Origin of the sequence: Nonomuraea fuscirosea, from assembly GCF_035917475.1 — a bacterium.
GTDB lineage: Bacteria > Actinomycetota > Actinomycetes > Streptosporangiales > Streptosporangiaceae > Nonomuraea > Nonomuraea fuscirosea.
On record NZ_CP109074.1, the window covers coordinates 4990814 to 5004894 of the forward strand.

Annotated in this window: 9 protein-coding genes; 8 read left to right on the forward strand and 1 reads right to left on the reverse strand. The window is 72.4% G+C overall.

Annotation, left to right across the window (positions count from 1 at the left end; translation table 11 throughout):
* Positions 1-230: 230 nt before the first annotated feature.
* Positions 231-1244 carry a phosphotransferase family protein gene (locus OIE67_RS22945; RefSeq protein ID WP_326643579.1) on the forward strand — a complete coding sequence of 338 codons (1014 nt, stop codon included), beginning with the start codon at positions 231-233 and terminating at the stop codon, positions 1242-1244.
* 54 nt (positions 1245-1298) lie between these two features.
* Positions 1299-1919: an L-threonylcarbamoyladenylate synthase gene (locus tag OIE67_RS22950; RefSeq protein ID WP_326643581.1), complete on the forward strand. Its 621-nt coding sequence runs from the start codon at positions 1299-1301 to the stop codon at positions 1917-1919.
* A gap of 28 nt (positions 1920-1947) precedes the next feature.
* Here the strand turns inward: OIE67_RS22950 and OIE67_RS22955 are convergent, their stop codons facing one another.
* The gene (locus tag OIE67_RS22955; protein WP_326643583.1) at positions 1948-2385 is read right to left on the reverse strand and encodes an MmcQ/YjbR family DNA-binding protein; all 438 of its coding nucleotides are present in this window, start codon (positions 2383-2385) and stop codon (positions 1948-1950) included.
* A 167-nt stretch (positions 2386-2552) separates the two neighbouring features.
* On the opposite strand from OIE67_RS22955, the gene OIE67_RS22960 reads away from it, so the two are divergent.
* From OIE67_RS22960 to OIE67_RS22985, 6 genes are all read left to right on the forward strand, one after another.
* On the forward strand, positions 2553-3038 hold the full coding sequence (locus OIE67_RS22960; RefSeq protein ID WP_326643585.1) for a SigE family RNA polymerase sigma factor: 486 nt from the start codon (positions 2553-2555) through the stop codon (positions 3036-3038).
* Positions 3035-4207: a hypothetical protein gene (locus tag OIE67_RS22965; protein ID WP_326643587.1), complete on the forward strand. Its 1173-nt coding sequence runs from the start codon at positions 3035-3037 to the stop codon at positions 4205-4207. Before OIE67_RS22960 ends, OIE67_RS22965 begins: the two co-directional genes overlap by 4 nt.
* 165 nt (positions 4208-4372) lie before the next feature.
* On the forward strand, positions 4373-5305 hold the full coding sequence (locus tag OIE67_RS22970; RefSeq protein ID WP_326643588.1) for a sulfotransferase domain-containing protein: 933 nt from the start codon (positions 4373-4375) through the stop codon (positions 5303-5305).
* A gap of 45 nt (positions 5306-5350) precedes the next feature.
* Positions 5351-6541 carry a peptidogalycan biosysnthesis protein gene (locus OIE67_RS22975; protein ID WP_326643590.1) on the forward strand — a complete coding sequence of 397 codons (1191 nt, stop codon included), beginning with the start codon at positions 5351-5353 and terminating at the stop codon, positions 6539-6541.
* Positions 6542-6590: 49 nt separating this feature from the next.
* A complete protein-coding gene (locus tag OIE67_RS22980; RefSeq protein ID WP_326643593.1) occupies positions 6591-8435 on the forward strand; it encodes an AMP-binding protein in 1845 nt (614 codons plus the stop codon).
* 84 nt (positions 8436-8519) lie between these two features.
* Complete coding sequence (locus OIE67_RS22985) at positions 8520-14051, forward strand: SDR family NAD(P)-dependent oxidoreductase (RefSeq protein ID WP_326643595.1); 5532 nt, start codon at positions 8520-8522, stop codon at positions 14049-14051.
* The last annotated feature ends 30 nt before the right edge of the window (positions 14052-14081 follow it).

A 14081-nucleotide genomic window follows, 5' to 3' on the forward strand; every position in this document is an offset into this window, starting at 1 on the left:
TAGGAGTCAGTCGTCCGGCCGATCGCAAAGGTCAGTCGTGAGGTCAGTTATGCGGTCAGTCGTCCCGCCGGTCGTGGAGGGCGGGTTGTGGAAGGGCGTGTGACGGGTCGCTGGGGTGGCCGGGCTGGCAGGGCGGTGGGTCCGGTGGGATCGGTGGTGCGGGGGGGCGTACGGCTGGTGGGGAAGGTGGCTTCGGCGGTACGGGGGTCGTACGTGCCAGACTGGGGCGGATGCGGGCGGAAGAGATGAAAGCGATCGCGGCGGCGCTGGGCGTCGAGGTGGTCGCTACCCGGATGCTGGCCGGCGGGTTCTCTCACGAGACGACCCTGCTGGAGCTGGCCGGCGGAGGTGCCGTGGTTTCTCGGCTCGGTGGGCCCGACCCCGCCGTGGAGGCCGCGGTCATGGAGTCGGGCCGCCGTCACGTGCCGGTGCCTGAGGTGTTGCTCGTCCTGCCGTCCGTGGCGGGCGGGCGTCCGGCCATGGTGCTGGAGCACGTGGCGGGCACGCCGCTCGACATCGTGCTGGCCGACCCCGGCAGCGTGCTGGCCGACCCCGAGGTCCTGATGTCCGGGCCCGGCATTGTGGGGTCCGGGCCCGAGGTCGGGTTGTCCGGACCCGAGCCCGGCCGCTACGCGGGTGAGTTGCGGGCGTTGGGGGTTGAGGTGGGGCGGGTGGTGGCGGGGATCGGGGGTGCGGGGTTTGATCGGCCGGGGTTCTTCGGTGGGTCTGATCTCGCGGTCGCCGCCGGTCCGCCGTGGTCCGGGCAACTGCCCGCGTTCGCCGAGACCTGCATGAGCAAGGTGCCGGCCTCTCGTCTCGATCCGGCGGTACGGGCGGCGTGGGCCGGGTTGTGCGCGGCGCACGCTCCGGCGCTCACCCGCGTGGACGGGTGGGCCATGCTCGTGCACGCCGACATGAATCCCAAGAACGTCCTGGTCACGCGGGCGGCGGACGGCTGGCGGGTGGACGCCGTGCTCGACTGGGAGTTCTCCTTCTCCGGCTGCCCGTACGCCGACGCCGCCAACATGCTGCGGTTCGGAGCCGACTATCCGGCCGGTTTCACCGAGGGTTTCCGGGAGGGGTTCGGCGCGCACCTGCCGCCTGACGACGACTGGGCCTATCTGGGGCACGTGCTCGACATGTTCGCCCTCAGCGACCTGGTCACCCGGCCCGCCGGGCATCCGGTCGCCGATCGGGCCGGCGAGGAGATCGGGCGGTGGGTGGCCGGAGGGGTCCCCCGCTGAGGAGACGCGACCCGCGTGCCCGGCCATGGCGGGTTCGCTTCTAAGATCCGAGGTGTGGCCAAGTACATCGATCTGCATCCGGACAATCCCCAGCCCCGCCTGATCGGCCAGGTCGTCGACCTGTTGCGCGGCGACGGGCTGATCGCGTACCCGACGGACTCGTCCTACGCCCTCGGGTGCCGGCTGGGCAACAAGGAGGGCATCGACCGGATCAAGGAGATCCGCCGCCTGAGCGACGACCATCACTTCACCCTGGTCTGCCGGGACTTCGCCCAGTTCGGGCAGTTCGTGCATGTGAGCAACGCGGTGTTCCGGCTGGTCAAGACGGCGACCCCGGGCGGCTACACGTTCATCCTGCCCGCGACCAAGGAGGTGCCCCGGCGCCTGCTGCATCCCAGGAAGAAGACGGTCGGCGTCCGGATCCCCGACCACGTCGTGACGCAGGCGCTGCTGGCGGAGCTGGGCGAGCCGCTGCTGTCGAGCACCCTGCTGCTGCCCGACGAGGCGGAGCCCATGACGCAGGGGTGGGAGATCAAGGAGACCCTGGACCACTCGCTGGACGCCGTCATCGACGCCGGCGAGTGCGGCGCGACCCCGACGACCGTGGTCGATCTGTCGCAGGACGAGCCCGAGATCCTGCGCCGGGGCACGGGAGACCCGTCCCTGTTCGAGTAAGGGACGGTCGTCCTCGCGTGCTCCGCCGTCATCCCCGGGCGGGCGGGTGGGCGCGGAGCCAGTCGGCCGCCCTGCGGGCCGAGGCCCGCGACAGCCACGCGTCCTGGACCACCTCGGCCAGTTCGGCGCGGGTGAGCTCACCGATCCTGGCGGCGCGCAGCAGCACCGACGCGTGACCGTCGAAGTGCGGGGTGGTGAAGAACGGCGACGTCTCGTCCTGGACCAGCGCCAGCTTGTCCGCCTGGGACTCGACCCAGAAGACGATCACGTCCGGGTAGCGCTCGCCGGTGTCGGGGTCCACCGCGTCCGGGCGCGGGTTGCGGAAGAACACGAACGACTTTCCGCCCACCTGGTAGACCGGGTTGTCGCCGGTCCCGGGATAGACGGTCACGTGCGGCATGGACAGGGCCAGTTCGTGTACGTCCTCGACGCGGGCGGGACGGTCTCCGTCGTCGGTCTTGGTCATGGCCTCCAGCGTAGGCGGCGGCCGGTTCCGTGTCCTGGTGCCGCCCGCAGCTCCACCCCCCGCGGTCAGGGCCCCGATAGCAGGGCAGGGTTGCCTCGGTGACGCCGGATTCGGTGGATTTCGGCGCGGGCCCCAACCGATCGCGCCCTCCGGAGCGTCTTGTCTACATGAGGGATTCCGAGGCGTTCGAGGCCTTCGTCGCCGCCTGGCGCCCGCGGCTGCTGCGTGCCGCCATCCTCATCAGCGGTGACCGGCATCTGGCCGAGGACGTACTCCAGGAAGCCCTGATCAAACTGGCGCGCCGCTGGTCGAAGGTGCACACAGATCCGGTCAACTACGTACGTACCACCTTGTACAGGGACGTCGCGTCCAGGCGGCGCCGGCGGCGGGAGTTCGTCTACGAGGAGCCGCCGGAACAGCAGGACCAGGACACCTCCGGTGAGTCGGACCTGAAGCTGGTCTTCGCCCGCGCGCTGGCCAGGCTGCCGGTGAAGCAGCGGGCCGTGCTCGTGCTGCGTTTCTACGAGGACCTGCCCGTCGGGGAGGTCGCCGCGATCCTGCGGGTCTCCCACGGGACGGTGAAGAGCCAGACGCACGCGGCGCTGAAGCGCCTGCGCGAGGTCGCTCCCGAGCTGGAGGAGGTGCTGATATGACGGACCAGCGGTTGCGCGAGCTGTTCGGCGAGCTCGCCGAGACCCTGCCGGAGGGTTCGTCCAGCGCGGGAGAGTTGTGGCGGCTGGGCACGCGGAGGCGTGCCCGCCGCCGGTTGACGGCGGCCGCGGCGGTGGCGACGGTCGCCGCGGTCGTCGTGGCGGGGATCGTCATGACGCCGGAGCCGGTCGAACGCGGCGTCGCCGTCCATCCGGGCGGCACGCCCGTGCCCATGACGCCGTCCGCTCCCCCCGCGGACGTCGCCCCACCGCCCGCCGGCGAGGCGGCGCTGCCGGCGCTGGCGACCGCGCTGCCGGAGCGGTGGGCCGGCGTCCCCGTCATGCCCTCGATCGCCGGGCCCGTGCTGGCGCTGGCCGCGTACGGCGACGGGCGGATCTACGCGATGAAGGCCGGCGGCCGCGTCCGGCTGGACGTGAAGCTGGACGCGGCCGTGGACGCGACCGGCTCCCCCAGCCCGGCGCTGGTCCCCAACTCGCTCGCCCCCGACGGGACGATGGCCGCCTTCCCGCAGCGGGACGAGGTGGTGGTCGTCGACCTGGTGATCGGCCAGGCCAGGCGGTACCGGGTGCCGGGGTTCAACCAGGCGGTGCTGTGGCGCGGGGATCGGCTGCTCGTCGAGCAGCAGGCGGCGAACTACCTGCTCGACCTGGCCACGGGGGCAGCCGTGCGGCAGCCGTTCAAGGGGTTCGCGAGTGCCGCGGGCTACGGCGACCTCAGGATCGTCTCGCCGGGTCAGGGCCGCAGGACGCTGATCCGGCAGGGTGACCGGGAGCTGCGGCTGGACGTGCGGGGCATCACCGGCCAGGGCCGGATGCCCGTGCGCGGCCCAGGTGACCACGGGTGGCAGCGTGACGGCCTCGTGGCCAGGTCCGCGCCCGCGCACGACGACCGTCGGGGCCGGGCGGACGTGGTCGTGGTGGCCGAGTCCGCCACGGGACGGGTGGTCAGGACGCTGCTCCTGCCCTGGGGCGATCCGCCCGGCGCGCGCTGCGGTAAGGCCGGCTGCGCCGTGCGCGGCTGGTACGGGCACGACACGGTGATCGTCGAAAGCGGGGACAGGCTGCTCGGCTGGAACATCGGGACCGGCGCGCTGTCACGCCTCACCCAGCTGCCCGAGGAGGTGACCGCCTACTCCCTGCGCAGCGGATGAGCGGCCGGTGACGGCGGCCGAGGCGCGCAATTCAGCGCCTCGGCGATAACGCATGCCGTAAATTCACTATTCGCCACCAGAAAACCGGGCGATGGCCGCGATCCGCAATAAATACCGGCAAAGATGTATTTTCTCAACTCGCATACTGTGTTTAAACTCGCATTCGTGACGACACAACTGGCTCGTTACCTCACTCCGATGGAGGACAGCTCCAGGTGGGACGGTTTCGAATTCCGTCCCGGCGACATCGTCATCAATTCTCCGGCGAAGTGCGGCACCACCTGGACCCAGACGATCTGCGCACTCCTCATCTTCCAGACGCCCCGGCTGCCCGCCAAGCTGTCGAGCCTCTCCCCGTGGATCGACATGCTCGTACGCCCAAAACAGGAGGTCTGGGACCACCTGTCCGCGCAGCGGCACCGCCGTTTCATCAAGACCCACATCCCGCTCGACGGCATCCCGATCGATCCCCAGGTCACCTACATCACAGTGGGACGCGACCCGCGCGACGTGGCCATCTCCCTGCGCAGCCACGGCAAGAACCTCAAACGCGACGTGATCCGCCGGCTGATCCACCAGGCCGCCCACCCCGGCGGCGGCGCGGACGACGCCCCGGTCGACGGCCATGACGACAGAGACCTCCTCGACGAACGCACGTACCTGATGCGCTGGGTGGACAACGACGACCCGCCGCACGCCAACCTCGACTCGCTGCGCGCGCTGATCTGGACGCAGAGCCGCGCCTGGATCCGCCGTACGGAGCCGAACGTCGTCCTGCTGCACTACGCCGACCTGTCCCGCGACCTGGCCGGCCAGATGCGGCGGCTGGCCGGGCGGCTCGGCATCGAGATCGACGAGAGCAGGTGGCCCGGGCTCGTCGAGGCCGCCACGTTCCAGCAGATGCGCGATCGCGCGGACGAACTCGCGCCCGATGAGCAACTGGGTTACATCCGCGACAGCAGACGCTTTTTCCGCAGCGGTAAGTCCGGCGAATGGCAGCAGTTCCTCACCGACGAGGATCGGGCGCACTACGAGCGCCGGGTGTCCGGCCTCGCCGAGCCGGACCTGCTCGAATGGCTCCATCACGGGGCTGGTTGATCACGTGACCACCCTGTTCGGATAACGCACCAGGAAATACGCAAAATGACGCCAGAAGTGCCCGGGCCCGTGACGGTCGAACGCGTTCTCTCGCTGAGCGACGTCGCCGGGCGCGCGTGGGACGACGTCGCCGACCCTCAGGACCTGTTCCAGAGCCGTGCGTGGCTGCGGGCTCTCGAACGGACCGGTGAGGCGCCCGTCATGTACCTCATCGCCCGCCGGCCCGGGCACTGCCGCATCCTCGGCGCGCTCCCCCTCTACGACTCGCTGCCCAGCCGCGGCGACTACCTCTACTGGCCCGAGCTGCACTTCCAGGACCTGCTGCGGGCCGCGAGCCCGGCCGGCGGGCGGCTGGGGCTGCTGGCCGGGTCCCGGGCCGGCTTCGGCACCCGGCTCGTCCTCGACCCCACCCTGACGGGGCCGGCCAGGGCCGTGGTCCTGCGCGCGCTCAGGGACGCCGCCGGCGCCGTCGCGGCCGAGCGCGGGCTTCCGTACACCTTCTTCCTCTTCCTCGACGCCGCCGCGTGGCGGGACCTCGCGCCGGTCACGGGCGACGGCGGCCGGCACCGGCTGGCCGGCGTCGCCCAGACCGAGCTGGAGCTGCCCGGCACGTGCTTCGCGGACTACCTGGCGACGCTGCCGCGCAACACGCGTACCAGCGTCCGCAGGGAGACCGGGCGCTTCGCCGAGGTCTGCGCGGCCGAGACCGTCCCGCTGCGCGAGGCCGTCCCGGCCATCGCGCCGATGATCGGGAACGTGCGGGCCAGGCACGGGATGGCCTACAGCGTGGACGCGGTCACGGGGCGGCTCTCGGCGTACGCGTCCGCGCTGGGCGACACCGCGGCGCTGGCCGTGCTGTGCCGGGTGCGCGGCCGGGTCGTCGGCGCCGGGGTGCTGTGCCGGTGGCACGACCGGCTGTACGTGACGGACTTCGGGCGGGTGGACGACGAGGGGCCCGACCCGTTCGTGTACTTCAACGCGGCCATCTACGAACCCATCAGGCACGCGTACGCCATGGGGCTGTCCAAAGTCGTCACCGGCGCGGGGGCGGAGCTGGGCAAGGCCCGGCGCGGTTCCGCCGTGCTCCCGCTGGTGCACGTGGCATGGCCGGCGACCGGCGAGCCGGGGGACGACCGGGCCGGAGCGGCGCCGGCGGAGAGCCGCAGGAAACACTGGCGCGACCTCCGCGCCGCTCACCCCAGGTACTTCCACCCGGTGTGGGACGAGCTGCTGTGACGCGACAACGATCGGACGAGCGGGAGTCGTGCCCGCGAGGGAGGCCAGCGTGAGCCGACGGGACCAGCCGACCGGCCCCGCCCGTGACACCATCGGCACCGTTACCTACACCACCCCCAAGGGCACCGCAGTCGGCGACCCGGGGCTGGGACTGTTCGACGTGCTCGGGCGGGCGCCGCGTGACCCGGGCCGGGTCGCGCTGGTGCACGAGGATCGCCGGCTCACCTTCGGCGATCTCGCCGCGCTCGGCGCGGACGTCGGCGAGGTCGTACGGCGTCACCGGCTGGAGCGCCGCGTGGTGGGCGTGCCCGCCGAGCGCGGCCCGGCGTTCGTCGCGCGGCTCCTGGGGCTGTGGGGCGCGGGAGCCGTTCCGGCGATCCTCGGGGACTGGGGCCGGGAACGGGTACGCGGGGCACTGGCGGCCACCGGCGCAGCCGCGGTCTTCGCGCCGTCGTCCGCCCCGGCCGCCGGCCTGGAACCGCTGGACGCCTCCGGGAACGGCGGCGGCCACGTCGGGGACGACGTCAGTCATGTGCTCTTCACGTCCGGGACGACGGGCCGGCCCAAGGGGATCGTCGTCGGACGGGCGGCCTTCGCGGCCGCCTGCGCGGCGTTCTTCGAAGAGCTGCCCATGGACGAGTCCGACCGGGTCGCCTTCCTCAGCAGGCCCGGCCACGACCCGAGCCTGCGGGAGCTGATCGCGCCCTGGGTGACGGGTGCGACGCTGTTCGTCCCCGGCCCGCGCGCGGCCGCCGATCCGCGGCTGGCGGCGGACTGGCTCGCCGCGCACTCCATCACCGTGCTCCAGGGCGCGCCGGTCCTGCTCCAGCTCATGGCGGGCGCGTCCCCGCGTCCCGTGCAGAGTCTGCGGCTGGTCTGCTCGGTGGGGGCGCGGCTCACGGCGGCGGCGCTGCGGGCGACGGCCCGGTTCGCGCCGCGTGCCACCGTCGTCAACTGTTACGGCGCGTCGGAGACGCCGCAGGTGGTGTGCATGTACCGGGTTCCGCCTGGTCAGAGGGTCGCCGGCGAGGACCCGGTCCCCATCGGGCGCGCACTCGGCCACGCCACGATCAGGATCGTCCCGGAGCCCGGGGTGAGCGGCGGTGCGAATCTGGAGGGCCGGTTGCAGGTGGAGTCCTCCGCGTGCGCGCTCGGCTACACCGGCGGCGCCGCACTGCTGACCACCGACCAGGACGGCCGGCGCTGGTACGACACGGGCGACGTCGTCCGCCTGCTGCCGGACGGCGACCTGTGTTTCCTGCGGCGGGCGGACCGGCAGGTCCAGGTCAACGGCACGCGGGTGGAGCTGGACGAGATCGAGGGCGCGGCCGCCCTGGTCCCGGGTGTGGCCGGCTCGGTGGCGACGTTCGTCGAGGACGGCGCGGGTGTCGGAACCGTGCGCCTGACCGTCGTACGGACTCCAGGGGCGGCTGTGGACGGCGAGGAGATCCGGGCGGTGCTCCGCGATCGGCTGGACCCGGCGGTCCTGCCGTCGAGCATCGAGGTGCGGGACTCCCCGCAGGACAGCGCCCCGGACAGCGCCCCGGACAGCGGCCGGAACGGGGCGCGGGACGGCGGGCTGGGCGAGGCGCGGGACGGCGGGCTGGGCGGGGATCAGGCTGATGCGTGGGGTGACGAGCCGGCCGAGGACCAGGCCGGAAAGCTGTGGGCGGTGCTGGACGAGAGTGCGCGGTCCGTGCTCGGCCGGACCGGGATCGACCCTGACGGCGGCTTCTTCGAGACCGGTTTCACCTCGATGTCCCTGATGCGTTTCGTGTCCGAGGTCTCCATCCGCCTGGGCAGGGAGATCTCTCCGGTGCTGGTCTTCCGATATCCCACTCTGCGGGCCTTCGCCGATCACTTACGAGAGACCCTGGACGACGACCTGGCCTGAGGCGTCCCTCGCCGGTGGCGGGCGCCCTGGTCTCCGCGACGGCTCGTTCCCTGTACGCGGCAAGCTGATTGGAGCACGGACGACATGAGCGACCTCGTCGAGCCGATCGCGATCATCGGGATGGCCGGCCGTTTCCCCGGGGCGGCCGGCACCCGGCAACTGTGGGAGCTGCTCGTGGCCGGCGAGGAGGCGGTGCGTTTCCCCGCCGAGGACGAGCTGCGGTCGAGGGGCGTGTCACCGGAGGCGCTGGCCGACCCGGCGTACGTGCGGGCGGTGGCGGAGCCGGAGGGCGTCGACCTGTTCGACGCCGGGTTCTTCGGCCTGACCCGGCGCGAGGCCGACGTGTGCGATCCGCAGCTGCGGCTCTACCTGGAGACCGCGCACGCCGCCGTGGAGAACGCCGGATATGACGCGACGCGGCTCGGCAGGGCGGGCGTGTTCTCGTCGGTCGCCGCGAACCGGTACGGGATCGGCCGGATTCTCGCGAACCTGGAGGCGCTCAGGAGTGCGACCGGCATGGGGGCCGGCATGTGGAACAACCCCGACAGCGCGTCGACGCTGGTGTCGTACAAGCTGAATCTGAACGGCCCGAGCCTGACCGTGCAGACCGCGTGTTCGAGCTCGCTGGTGGCGGTGCACCTCGCCGTGAACGCGCTGCGGCTGCGCGAGTGTGACGTCGCGCTGGCCGGCGGCGCGGACGTCGAGTTCCCCGTCGGTCACGGCTACCGGTGGGCCCAGGACGGCCCGCTCAGCCGGGACGGTCACTGCCGGCCCTTCGCCGCGGCGGCCACCGGCACGGTCTTCGGCAGCGGGGCCGGCGTCGTGGTGCTCAAGCGGCTCGCCGACGCCCTGGGCGACGGCGACCGGATCTCCGCGGTGATCCGGTCGGTGGCGGTCAACAACGACGGCGCGCACAAGGTCGGCTTCACCGCGCCCAGCGCCGACCGGCAGGCGGAGGTCGTGGTACGGGCCATGGAACTGGCCGGCGTGGGGCCCGCGGACATCGGGTACGTGGAGGCGCACGCCACCGCGACCCGGCTGGGTGACGCCATCGAGATCGCGGGGCTGCGGATGGCGTTCGGCGCCCGGGCGGCGTCGCGGGCCGAACGGTGTCCCATCGGCTCGATCAAGGGCAACGTGGGGCATCTGGGGCATGCGGCGGGGATCACATCGTTGATCAAGACCGCGCTGTCGCTGAGCCACGAGCGGATCCCGGCGACCGTCAACCTGGACGAGGTGAACCCGCTGCTCGACCTCGACAGCTCACCGTTCCTGGTCAACGACACGCTCCGGCCCTGGCCCCGGGCGGCCGGGTGGCGGCGGCTGGCGGGGGTCAGCTCGTTCGGGATCGGCGGCACGAACGCGCATGCGATCCTCGAAGAGGCACCGGCCCGCCCGGCTGTCCCTGGGCGGACCCGGCAAGGCGGCGGCCACACCGGTGCCCGTCCGGAACCGACGCGTCGTGAACCGGCGGAGCTGATCGTGTGGTCGGCGCGGACGCCGGCGGCGGCCGCGGCCTGGCCGGAGCGGCTCGCCCGAGCCTTCGCGGGAAGCGCTGAGCCGCTCGCCGGTGTCGCGTTCACGCTGCGGGAGGGGCGCACGCCGCATCCGGTACGGGGCGCGGTGGTGGTGGAGAGCCTGGCCGACGCGGCGGCCGCCGTACTCGACGAGGGGAGGCGGATCGTCACCCCGCCGGAGCAGGCGGAGCGGAGCACCGTGTTCCTGTTTCCGGGCGAGAGGGCGTGGCACGCCGGCATGGCGGCGGAGCTTCGCCGTACGGAACCGGTGTTCAGGGCGGCGCTGGACGAGTGCATAGATCTCTTCGAGGGCCACGGTCTACCACTGCGGCCGCTCTGGGAGGGGACGCGGGAACCCGCGCAGGACCCGCCGGTCCCGGACGGCGCCGATGTCAGGCAGGCGGCGGTCTTCAGCGTCGAGTACGCGCTGGGACGGCTCTGGCAGGCGCTGGGCATCGAGCCCGACGTGCTGCTCGGCCTGGGCGTCGGGGAGTTCGCCGCCGCCACGCTCGCCGGGGTGTTCACCCTCCAGGAGGCGGTACGGCTGGTCAGCGCCAAGGCGACGGGCGGATCGTCCACGGACGACGCCGCCGAACGGTTCCGCACGGCCTTCGACGGCATCCGGCCACGGCGTCCCCGGGCGAAAATCTGCTCCACCGCCGCCGGCGGCCTGGTGGAGCCGGCGCAGGCGGGGAGCGCGGACTTCTGGCTGCGGCTCCTCGACGAGCCCGCCCCGTTCGAGCGGGCGCTCGACGCCGTGCTGTCCGATGGAGACCGGGTGCTGGTCGAGATGGGCCCGGGTCGGTCGCTCGCCACGCTGGCCCGGGCACATCCCCAGGTGCGGGCCGGGCGTCATCTGGTGGTGCCGGTCCTGCCGGCCGGGCCGTCGAAGGACGCTACGGAACGGGCCTCGTTCCTGTACGCGCTGGGCCGGATGTGGACGCTGGGCGCGGAGGTGAACTGGTCGCCCCTGTCGGCGTCGGGTCCTCGTGAACGCGTGCCCCTGCCCGGTTACCCGTACCAGCGCGACCGGCACTGGATCGACCTGGAAGCCCCGCACGGCCCGGCCGGCCGCACGCCGGCGCACCAGCCGAACGGCGCACCCGCACACCAGCCGACCGGCCAGTCCGCGCACGAGACGAGCGAGGCGCACGCGCGCGAGGCGGGCGGGGCGGCCTTGCGGCTGCCCACGTGGGTGGAGGCCGCACCAGCCCGCCGCCATGGGTCCGGCATCGGGAACGGGTCGCGCCCACTGGTGTTCCTGCCTGACGACCCACACCGCGCGGCCGAACTGACCGCCTTACTCGACCGAGCCGGATGGGACGCGACAAGAGTCCGGCACGCCCCCGCGTACGCGAGCTCGGCGACCGACTCCATGGACCGACCCGGAGGCTCGGAAAACGACTTCACGATCCGGCCGGGACATTCGGACGACGTCGTCCGGCTGTTGGACGAGCTGAGGGAGTCGCGCCGCTACCCGGAGCTCGTCGTGGACGCCACCCAGCTCGGTGCCCTGGCGGAACCCGACCTGAGCACCATCGACGACCAGCTCGACGCCGGATTCCACCGGTTCGTGGACCTGCTGCAGGAGGCGGCGCGGCGGGCACCCGACAAGCGCGGCCGCGATGTCCTGGTCATCACCGAACTGTCGGCGGACGTGACAGGCGGCGAGCGCGTGCACCCGGTCCGGGCCATGCTGCTCGGCCTCCTGCGCAGCTACATGCTGGAGAACCCTCGTTCCCGCTGCAAGCTCATCGACGTCCAGGACGGGGTGGGCGCCAACAGGCTACTCGCGGAACTGCGCGGCTTCGACCACTCGGAGATCGTCGCCCTGCGCGGCGACCGACGCTGGATCCCCGAAGAACTGCCGCTCCCCCTCGACGACACGGCTCCTGAGGCCGCGCCCCTGCACGGCGCGGCTTCCAACGGTGCGGACGCTGGTGGTGCGGGGTCGGTCGGGTTGCGGCGTGGGGGTGTGTATGTGATCACCGGAGGGCTCGGCGGGCTGGGGCTGGCTGTGGCGCGTGGGCTGGCGGAGACGGGAATGCGGCCGCGGTTGCTGCTGCTGGGGCGCCGTACAGGTGGGCACGAGGCGGAGCTGGCTGAGATCAACGGGCTCGGGGCCGAGTGCCGGGTCGAGGCGTGCGACGTGGCCGATGTGGAGGCGTTGCGCCGTGTGATCGGCCGGGCGTCGGACTCCTTCGGTGGCGTCAACGGGGTGTTCCATCTCGCCGGGGTGGCGGGGGACGGCATGATCCCGTTCCGGACGCGGGAGCAGATGATGGCGACGCTGGCGCCGAAGGTGCACGGCACGCTGGCGCTGATCGAGGTGCTGCGGGACCAGGCCGGTCTCGACTTCTTCGTGGCGTTCTCCAGCCGGGCCGCGCTCAGGGGCCTGGTGGGCGGCGCCGACTACGCCGCCGCTAACGCCTTCCTCGACGCGGTGGTACGCCGGCAGCCGCTGGCGGGCTGCGCCTCGGTGAGCGTCAACTGGCCGTCGTGGACCGAGGTCGGCATGGCCGCCCGCCAGGAACGACACCCGCGCACCGGCCGCCCAGGGCAAAGCGCGGGGACAGGCCCGAGTGTGGCTACAGAGGTAGCGCCAGGCTCGGGACCGGAGGCCGGGGTGGCTGTGCGTCGGTGGTCGGTCTCGTTGTCGGCCGAGAGTTATCCGATTCTCGACGAGCACCGCATGGAAGGAGTCCCGGTGCTGCCGGGCACGGCCCAGGTCGACTTCGTTCTGCGCGCGTTCCGTGAGGCGGTCGACAACGTGAACGGGCGGCCCGAGCGGGTGCGTCACATGGTGTTCCGGCAGCCGATCACCACTCCTGAGCCCGTCTCGCTGGAGGTCGGCTTCGAGCCGCACGAGGATGTCTGGCGCTTCACCGTACGCACCGCGCCGCTGTCATCGTCCCCCGGCTCGCCCGGCGACCATCGCGTGCACACGACGGGTGAGATCGGGCTGGTGGATGCCACGGCGGGCACCGTGGACCTGGACGGGTTGCGCGCGTCGCTGACCGACCGGCGCACGCCCGTGAACGATCCGGCCAATCGGCTGTTCACCATCGGACCGCGATGGCCGGGTGAGGAGATCTGGACGTCAGGGGACGATCCCGGCACGAAGCTGGCCGCGCTCACCTTTTCCGACGCCTTCAATCATGAGCTCGGCGAGCATGCGCTGCACCCCACGCTGCTGGACGCGGCGGTGTCGCTGGCGCGCGATCCCGACCTGGAGCCGCCGCACGCGCCGTTCGCCTACCAGTCGATCGTGGTGCACCGGCCGATCCCGGGCCGCGCGTACAGCCACATCCGCCGGCGGCCGAGCGGTCCCGACACGATCGTGGCGGACATCGACGTACTGACGGCTGACGGCGAGGTGGCCGTCGAGGTCAGGGGCTTCACCATGCGTCGCGTCGACGAATCCATGGTCGCTTCTGACAGTCGTCGTGAGGAGCGAGGCGCCGCCATCACGCCGGACATCAGCCTCGGACGGGACGCCGCCGCCGGACCGCAGCTTTCGCCTGGTGACGCGATCACGCCCGCGACCGGGATCGGTCTGCTGCTGCGGCTTCTGGCCCGGCCCGGGCATCGGCAGGTGGCTATCACTATGCCGGGGCACGACGCCGTGATGAAGAACGCGGCCATGAGTGACCGGGGCGGAGCCGGTGCGTCAGGCGGGCGGCCGGGCAGTGTGTCGGGAGCGTCGGCCTCGGTCGACACGCGGCCCAGCGCGGCCGGCACGCGGTCCGCTGCAGCCGATACACGGCCCACCGCAACCGGCACACAGCCCATCGCAGCCGATGCGCAGCCCACCGCAGCCGGTGCCCCGGCCGCCGTGCCCCAAGGGCTCTCGGGCGGGGCGGCGCAGGGGCAGGTGGCGGTTGAGGACAGGCTGGTGGAGATGTGGTGTGGCGAGTTCGGCCTGGAGGAGGTCGGCCTGGACGAGAACTTCTTCGACCTGGGCGGTGACTCCTTCGCCGCCGTCGGCCTGGTCGAGGAGATCCGCCGGGCCTTCACCGTGGACGTGGGCATCGCGGTGATCTTCGACCATCCGACGGTGGCCGAGCTGGCCGCCGAACTGCGCCGGTTGAGCGGGTGAGAGGAGGCCCGGGGAGAACGACGTCATCGA

Coding starts and splice junctions, on each gene's coding strand:
- OIE67_RS22975 (WP_326643590.1), top strand. CDS start 5,351: ATGACGCCAGAAGTGCCCGGGCCCGTGACGGTCGAACGCGTTCTCTCG.
- OIE67_RS22965 (WP_326643587.1), top strand. CDS start 3,035: ATGACGGACCAGCGGTTGCGCGAGCTGTTCGGCGAGCTCGCCGAGACC.
- OIE67_RS22960 (WP_326643585.1), top strand. CDS start 2,553: ATGAGGGATTCCGAGGCGTTCGAGGCCTTCGTCGCCGCCTGGCGCCCG.
- OIE67_RS22945 (WP_326643579.1), top strand. CDS start 231: ATGCGGGCGGAAGAGATGAAAGCGATCGCGGCGGCGCTGGGCGTCGAG.
- OIE67_RS22955 (WP_326643583.1), bottom strand. CDS start 2,385: ATGACCAAGACCGACGACGGAGACCGTCCCGCCCGCGTCGAGGACGTA.
- OIE67_RS22985 (WP_326643595.1), top strand. CDS start 8,520: ATGAGCGACCTCGTCGAGCCGATCGCGATCATCGGGATGGCCGGCCGT.